This window comes from Parafrankia sp. BMG5.11 (assembly GCF_004337455.1).
In genome coordinates, this window is sequence record NZ_SJXI01000090.1 from 1 (window position 1) to 7,138 (window position 7,138).

Below are 7,138 nucleotides of genomic sequence, written 5' to 3' on the forward strand. Positions count from 1 at the left end.
CGGCCAAGTTGGACGATGATGTCGATTACGCTGGCGGCATAGGCGATCGTGTCGCTCCGCGTCAGGCCGATGCCGGTCTGCATGACTATCAGTGCAAGCTGGTCCAGCGCACCGCGCAGGCTGTTGGCGTGGATGGTGGAAAAGCTACCCGGATGGCCGGTATTGATCGCGCGCAAGAAGCTGACGCTCTCCGCCCCGCGCAATTCGCCCAGCACGATCCGGTCGGGACGCAGCCGCAGCGCAGCCTGCAGCAGTTCGTTGGCGGTGACCTTGGCCTCGCCGAGTTCCCCCTTCACCGCCACCAGGCCGACGCCGTTCTCGCCGGGTAGCTTCAACTCCGGCGTATCCTCGACCAGGATCACTCGCTGGTCGCGAGGAATCTCGCCGAGCATGGCGTTGAGGAAAGTAGTCTTGCCGGTGCTGGTGCCGCCGGAAATCAGGATCGTCTGCCGCTCTGCGATGGCGGCGCGCAGGAACGCGATCGGCTCCGCCTGCGCATCCGGCAGCGAGGCAGTCGCCGCACCGGTGAGCGGGCCCGCGTCGTATGCATCCAGCGGCAGGTCCAGCCGCCGATGGCGCCGGATCGCCATCACCCAGTGCTTGCGTGAGGCGGGCGGACCGCAGAACTGCACGCGCGCGCCATCGGGCAATGTCGCGCCGAGCAACGGATGCTCGCGGTTTATGCCCTGGTGGCTGACGCGCGCGACCTGCTCCGCCAACCGTTGAACCAGCCGGTCGTCGATCTCGGGCGCGGCGATCCGCTGCATTCCGCCAAGCGTGGCATCCTCGATCCACACCTCGCCCGGCCGGTTGACCAGGATCTCGGTGACGGAATCGCGCGCCAACCACTGTGCGAACGGCGCGAGGTAGGCGTCGAGATAGACGCTCCGCTCGCCAACGGGCGCCACGCCGGGCAAGGGGTGGACGTCGGCGGTCATCGCGCGCGCACTACTTGACCGCCGCTACCTGGCTGAAATCGAGGTCGCGCGCGGTGAATACGCGGATCGGTTCGCCCTGGCGCACGCGCACGGTCGGCGCGATCTGCCCGTCCTGCTGCAGCGCGGTGCTGGCCGCGCTCGTTCCGCCGCCGAGCACTACCGACGCGCCGCCGGTGGCGAGGCCCCCGATGACCGACAGCAGCATGGCCGATCCGAAGCGCTTGAAGAAGTGGCTGTTCACCGTGCCCGTCAGTCCCGTCGTGCCGTCGAAACCAACCGCGGGAGAGGCCAGGTTGACCGAAGCACCGTCGGGCCGGATTAGCCGGGTCCAGATCACGTAAGCCCGCTTCTGCCCGCCTTGCAAACCGGACTGGTACTGGCCGATCAGGCGGCTGGAGCGCGGGACCAGCACACGGGTACCGTCGAAGCTGCGGACGTCCTGGCTCACCACCGCCCGCACGAAGCCCGGCACGTCGGTATTGATCGCGGTCTCCAATACCGCAGGGATCAGGGTGCCTTGCGTGACAGTCGTCTGCGGATTGACCATCGGCTTGGCCTGGGCGGTTCCGCCACCGATCCCGCCGACCTTGCTGGCGAAGTCGTTGGCATTCGCCGTCACCGCGTCCGGGTTGGCACCCGCAGGACCGGTGCCGGGTTCAGATGCGCTTTGCGCCAGGCTGCTTGCATCATACACCACCGTCGGGTTCGCGTAGGGATTGGCGACCGGCAGTTGGGAGACGCCCGGCGAGTATCCCGGCATGGACGACAGCACCGGCTGCGGTGCCGGATCGGGACGCGGCATGCCTTCCGGCTGCGGCTGGCCCGGCTGCGGCACGGTCGTGACGGCTTGCGGCGGGATCACAACCGTCTGCGGCAGGGCAGCCTGCTGCCCCCCTACGCCGGGTTGCGGCTGCTCAGTCCGCGCAGAATTCATCGACCACAGGGTGATCGCGCCAAGCAGCCCGATCACGCCCACGCCAGCAGCCAGGCCCATGCCGTCGGACTTGCCCTTGCGCTGCGTAACCGCAGGAAACGCATTGCGGCTGGCAAGGTCGATGATCTCCGCCGTCTCGCCCTCGCGCGGGTCAAGGTCGTTGGCGATCGTGTCGCCCGGCTTCTTCGCCGGCAGGCGCATGGCAAGGCGCATCAGCGAGATCCTTCTTTATCGGTGAATCGAGCCAATGCAGCTTGCGGACCCACAGGAGCGGTCCGAACAGGACCCGAGTTGATCAGCGAGGCACTGTCGTTGCCGGACCGCAGCACAATCTCGCGCGGCACACCGTCGATGACGATCATGTCGTCCCGGGCAGCAAAGTTCACCGGCCCTTCCAGCCCTTTGTTATCCTTGACGAGGATGGCGGGCATCGGCTGACCATCTGCCCACGTGATGAAGGTAGCAGTGCCGTCGTCATAAACTCGTTGGGGCAGAAGCTTCTTGTCACCCTTGGTGCGCCACGCGAAGTTCAACTTTGCAGGGTCGACAATGGCGTACGGGTTCGCTGCCGCGATGTCCGGCTCGGCGAATTCGTCGCCCGATGCGAGCTGCGGGGCGCTTCGCTGAGGTTCGTCCGGATAGGTGAACCGCAGCACATACAGCGGCTTTGCGCTCGCGCTGGCGACCAGATCGAACAGGTAAGTACGTCTGTCGGTCACCACCGTCATGTTGGTGCTGGCGGTCGTCGCCAACGGCTTCACGAACAGCAGGTTGGCGCGCTTGTTGGGGGTAACCTGCCACGCCTGGGAATCGCCTATGGCGACGTTTTCGATGTGCTCGTCCTCGCCAAACTGGATCGTCGCCTGGACCTTGGTGCGCCCGTCGATGCGCACCACCTGGCCTGCGTCGTAGAACCTCTCCACGATGCGTATGTCGTCCGCCAGTGCGCCGGCCGAGGTGGCCGTCAGGACGAGCGCGAAAGCTGCGCGGATCATTTCACTTTCTCCGAAAGGCGCGGGGGCGGCGCGCGGAAGCGGCTGCCGATGCCGCGGGCGCGCGATAGCGCTTCGCCGCTGGCCGCCGCCAGCTGAGTAGAACCTGAAGCGACCTCGCGGGTGATCACCCGGGTGTCGCGGCTTGCCGCCTGTGCCGAAGCGCCGGCATCGTTCGCCGCCGGAGCGACCGCGAACGAGGACACCGGAATGCGGCGGTCTGCGGCGACGGCCGCCGAGGCAGCGGCGGGTGCCGCCGCAGCCGGGGCGGGCAGCGCGGCAGGCACGGCCACCGTGGGAGCGGAGCGCCCCTCGGACGCGCCCTGCTCGGACACCAGGCCGAATACGCGCCAGCCAGACACCATCGTGCCGGTGACCTTGAGCACCATCACCATCAGCGCCATGTGCACCGAGCCGACAAGGAAAAACGCGACCGCTGCCTGGGGGTCGACCTGCCCCGGGGTCTGCACCAGCGCGGCGAGCACCGGCACCGCCAGTTCCAGCATCACGCTGCCCCCCAGCACCGCGAACAGCGGGACCAGCGCCAGCATCACCAGCCCCTTGAGCCAGCCAGTGAACAGGCCCCGCGTGCCCTGGAACAGCGCCAGCACCACGAAGATGGGCCCGACCGCGACCAGCACCGCCAGCGCGATGCGCGCGGTGACCAGCACGCCGACGGTGCCGAGCAGAAACAGCATCGCGCCCAGCCACATCATGCCTTCGGGCGAAAACGCGCCGACGTCCTTGCCTTCGGTCTGCGGACTTGCCTGCTGCAACGCCTGGAACACGACGTCGATCTTCTGCGCAAACACCTGTGTCGCCGAACCCGGGCTGCCGGTAATCACTCCCGCGATCCAGTCAGGCCCGCCGACGGTCAGGTTCAAAACCAGGGTGCTATACGCGACCCAACTGGTCACCAGCGTCAAAACCGCGCCCATGGTCATCATGCGCGGCGTCAGTGACCGGACGCTGAGGTTGGCGCGCCCCAGCAGAAGGTTGATGCCGAACCAGGCAACGAACAGCCCGAGCAGGATCGTGAGCACCGTCACCATCGCTCCGCCCGGCGCGAACATGCGGCCAAACGCGGCCGTCATGGTTTCCCCGGCAACGCAGTCCACCGCCCGCAGCGCGGCCGCCACGCCGTTGCCGAGCTCCTGCGCAGCGGCATCACAGGCCACGCTCATCCGCCGCGCCTCACTCGGCCGCCAGGCGAAGGGGAAGGTCGGCGTCCCCGCCATCCTCGAACGCTGGCGCGCCGCCCGGCCAGGCATGGCCGGTGAGCGGTCCGAACCAGTCGGCCGGATTGTCGCCCACTGCCTCGCGCAGCAGGTCGAGCCGCCGCACGCTGCTTTCGCGGCCTGACAACACCGCCAGCACCTCAGGCGCATTCGACAGATCGAGCCGCACCACCACGCTGGCATCCGGCTGGCGGATCAGGAACGCCCGGCTGTGGGCCGGCAGGCTGCGGATCAGGGCCAGTTCGTGGCTCGTTAGGCCGAACCCGTCGCAATAATCCTCTGCCCGGGCGCGGGCGTTCGGCATGAAGATCATTGTCGCGGTCTGTTCGACCAGAGCGGTGGCGATCCGGCTTTCCAGCGCGTCCCGCGCCGATTGGGTGGCGAACCCGACCAGCGCGTTGCGCTTGCGCAGCGTCTTCAGCCAGTCGCGGATGCGCGCCGCGAACACCGCGTCGTCCAGTGCCTTCCAGCCTTCGTCGATTAGGACCATCGTCGACTTGCCATCGAGCCGCTCGTCGATGCGGTGGAACAGGTACAACATCGTCGGCGTGCGCAACCGCGGGTTTTCCAGCAGCGCGGTCATGTCGAAGCCGAGCACGCGGGTGGACAGGTCCAGCCGGTCGCGTTCGTTGTCGAACAGCCACGCGTTCTCCCCGCCAAGGATCCAGGCCGACAGGCGGTCGGCAAGGTCGCCCGGCTGCGGGCGCCTGGCGCCCGACAGCAGCTCGCGGAAATGCCGCAGGCGGCGCAGCGAAGCGTCGTTGGCATACGCCGCATCGACCGCCCCGGCGATGGTCGCCAGCTCTTCCGGCCCTTCAGCCGCCAGGAGCACGCCCAGCCAATCGCGCAGGAACGCCCGGTTGGTCGGCGTGTCGGGCAGCGCCAACGGATTGAACCCGGTCGGTTCGCCCGCGGCAATCCGGTCGTAGCGCCCCCCGATGCCGCGAATGAACAATTCGGCGCCGCGGTCCTTGTCGAACAGGATCGTGCGGGGGGAGAACTTCTGCGCCTGCGCGGCCAGGAAATTCATCACCACCGTCTTGCCCGATCCCGACGGCCCGATGACGGTGAAGTTGCCCAAGTCGCCGTTGTGGAAGTTGAAGAAGAATGGCGTCTGGCTGGTGGTCTGCAGCAGCGTGACCGCCTCGCCCCAGTGATTCCCTTCCGCCTGGCCCAGCGCCATGCCGTGCAGGGAACCAAAGCTCGCCATGTTGGCGCTGGAGATCATCGCCCGGCGGGCGATGTACGCCTCGTTGCCCGGGAACTGGCCCCAGAACGCCGGCTCCAGGTTGGTGTCCTCGCGCACGACGATCGCGCCGGTGTCCGCCAGCGCGGCGGCGCACGATGCAGTCGCCTCGTCGAGCGCGGGCAAGTGCGGGGCGCGCACCAGCACCGTCAGGTGGTGATCCCCGAACCCCACCGCGCCGTTGCCGAGCGCATCGCGGGCGGCCAGCATATCGGCCCGTTCGGCCATCGCTTCCTCGTCGGCCGACTTCAGGCGCCGGATCGCCAAGTCCATCCGCTCGCGCGCGGTGGTCCGCTCGGTGGGTGCATAGCTTTCGGACACGACCATCTCGAACGGCTGGCGCAGGAGCGCGTCGAGCAGCCCGGGGCTGGTCGCCTCCGGATAATCCTTGAGACTGAGGATCGCGGCAAAATCGGGCTCGCCGCTGCCGCGCAGCTCCATCGCATCGAGCCCGAAGCTCGCTCGCCGATAGGGTAGCATCTGGCCGATGTCGGTCCCCGGCGCGGGCCGGCGTACCGGGCGCATCTCGCCGTTGTAAAGCGCGCTCAGCAGCTCCAGGATTTCGTTGTTGGTGCCGCCGCTGGGCCCCTGGTAATCGCCGAGCAGCGCCGCGCCATAAGCCTGCAGCGAGGCGACCAGCCCGGTGGCCGCCGCCTTGAGCGCGCGGATGTCCTTGGGGTCAGCTTCCACCTCGGATTGCCCTCCGCCCCGCTTACCCGCGCGGCTCCACAGCTTGCTCGCTTTCTCGGCCAAGCCTGCGCGCCCTCGAGCCGGCCGACGGATGAGGGTGACGAACTGGTCGTTGACGAACAATGAGCCGCTGCCCAGCCGCTCCTTCCAGCGCCGGTCGATGTGTGCGCTCAGAGCATCGGGGAACTCGGCCTCAAGCTCGATCTGCACCCGCCGACGCACGACGTGATGATACAGCGCGAACCGGGCGTCGAGCGTCGAGCGCAGCATCACCTCGCGGGTGGCGGCGTGGTGGTTGAGCGCGTCGGAATCCTCGGTTTCGAACAGCAGCCCCGGCACCTGCAGCGCGGTCATGACGCTGCCGTCGCGCAGCAACACGGTGCTGCCGTCGATCAGCCGCAGATACGGCAGGCGATCGCCTGCGCGCGCTTCCTTTGCACTCCACGCGGCGGCGCCGATCCACTTGGTCATGGCCAATCCCTCATCGGCGCGGCCTCTCGTTCACGCGGCATAGCTGTTGCAGCCCCACCGCGACCAGTTGCGCACCCGTGGACACTTCGAGACCTTGGTCAGCCACAAATCGAAAATCCGCGGCTCTCGCAGACAGGCGAAATAGCCCACCAGGTGTAACCCCGCCGCGGCGGCCAACGTCCACCAGCTGCCGGTGATCAGGAACAGTTCGGTGGTCAGCGCGAAGTTGATGATGAAATAGTTGTAGGTCACGCCCGCGAACATCTGCGGCCGGGTCAGCGCACGGTGGACGCGGTGACGTGCCAGTTCCACTGCCCTACGCCCCCGCCGCCGCGCCCTGGATGCCGGCGACGATCGAAGCGGCGCCGAACAGGATGAACACGCCGATGATCACGGTCGCGCCGAACCGCCAGTTGAGCCGGCCGGTCAGCATCATGAAGCCGACCGCAGCCACCGCCATGACCGCGACAGCGGTGGCGACGTTCCCCAGCAGCGTGCCCTGCAGCCAGCCGAGCGCGGCGACGATCGGCCCCGAGCCTTGCGGATCGGCGGCTTGCGCGAACGCGGCAGTGGGGCTCATCAACAGGGCAAAGGGCAGGAGGCGGGTCAAACGCAGCATGGTCTAGTTC

General features: G+C 67.9%; 7 protein-coding genes. All 7 read right to left on the reverse strand.

Annotated elements, in window-relative coordinates:
- On the reverse strand, positions 1–938 hold a 938-nt coding region (gene virB11, locus E0504_RS42595; protein WP_131627195.1), incomplete at its 3' end, for a P-type DNA transfer ATPase VirB11.
- 10 nt (positions 939–948) lie between these two features.
- A complete protein-coding gene (locus tag E0504_RS42600) occupies positions 949–2,085 on the reverse strand; it encodes a TrbI/VirB10 family protein (protein ID WP_207974672.1) in 1,137 nt (378 codons plus the stop codon).
- Entirely contained in the window at positions 2,085–2,867 is a 783-nt protein-coding gene (locus tag E0504_RS42605; protein WP_131627197.1) for a TrbG/VirB9 family P-type conjugative transfer protein, read from the reverse strand. Before E0504_RS42605 ends, E0504_RS42600 begins: the two co-directional genes overlap by 1 nt.
- Positions 2,864–4,048, reverse strand: a complete 1,185-nt coding sequence (locus E0504_RS42610) for a type IV secretion system protein (RefSeq protein WP_131627199.1) — start codon at positions 4,046–4,048, stop codon at positions 2,864–2,866. The genes E0504_RS42605 and E0504_RS42610 overlap by 4 nt, the downstream gene beginning before the upstream one ends.
- Positions 4,049–4,058: 10 nt before the next feature.
- Positions 4,059–6,509 carry a VirB4 family type IV secretion/conjugal transfer ATPase gene (locus E0504_RS42615; protein ID WP_131627201.1) on the reverse strand — a complete coding sequence of 817 codons (2,451 nt, stop codon included), beginning with the start codon at positions 6,507–6,509 and terminating at the stop codon, positions 4,059–4,061.
- A 30-nt stretch (positions 6,510–6,539) separates the two neighbouring features.
- Positions 6,540–6,821 (reverse strand): type IV secretion system protein VirB3, encoded by a 282-nt coding sequence (locus E0504_RS42620; RefSeq protein WP_131627203.1) that lies wholly within the window; start codon positions 6,819–6,821, stop codon positions 6,540–6,542.
- A gap of 4 nt (positions 6,822–6,825) precedes the next feature.
- Positions 6,826–7,128 (reverse strand): TrbC/VirB2 family protein, encoded by a 303-nt coding sequence (locus tag E0504_RS42625; protein WP_131627205.1) that lies wholly within the window; start codon positions 7,126–7,128, stop codon positions 6,826–6,828.
- Positions 7,129–7,138 lie beyond the last annotated feature (10 nt).

Coding starts and splice junctions, on each gene's coding strand:
- E0504_RS42610 (WP_131627199.1), bottom strand. CDS start 4,048: ATGAGCGTGGCCTGTGATGCCGCTGCGCAGGAGCTCGGCAACGGCGTG.
- E0504_RS42605 (WP_131627197.1), bottom strand. CDS start 2,867: ATGATCCGCGCAGCTTTCGCGCTCGTCCTGACGGCCACCTCGGCCGGC.
- E0504_RS42600 (WP_207974672.1), bottom strand. CDS start 2,085: ATGCGCCTTGCCATGCGCCTGCCGGCGAAGAAGCCGGGCGACACGATC.
- E0504_RS42615 (WP_131627201.1), bottom strand. CDS start 6,509: ATGACCAAGTGGATCGGCGCCGCCGCGTGGAGTGCAAAGGAAGCGCGC.
- E0504_RS42625 (WP_131627205.1), bottom strand. CDS start 7,128: ATGCTGCGTTTGACCCGCCTCCTGCCCTTTGCCCTGTTGATGAGCCCC.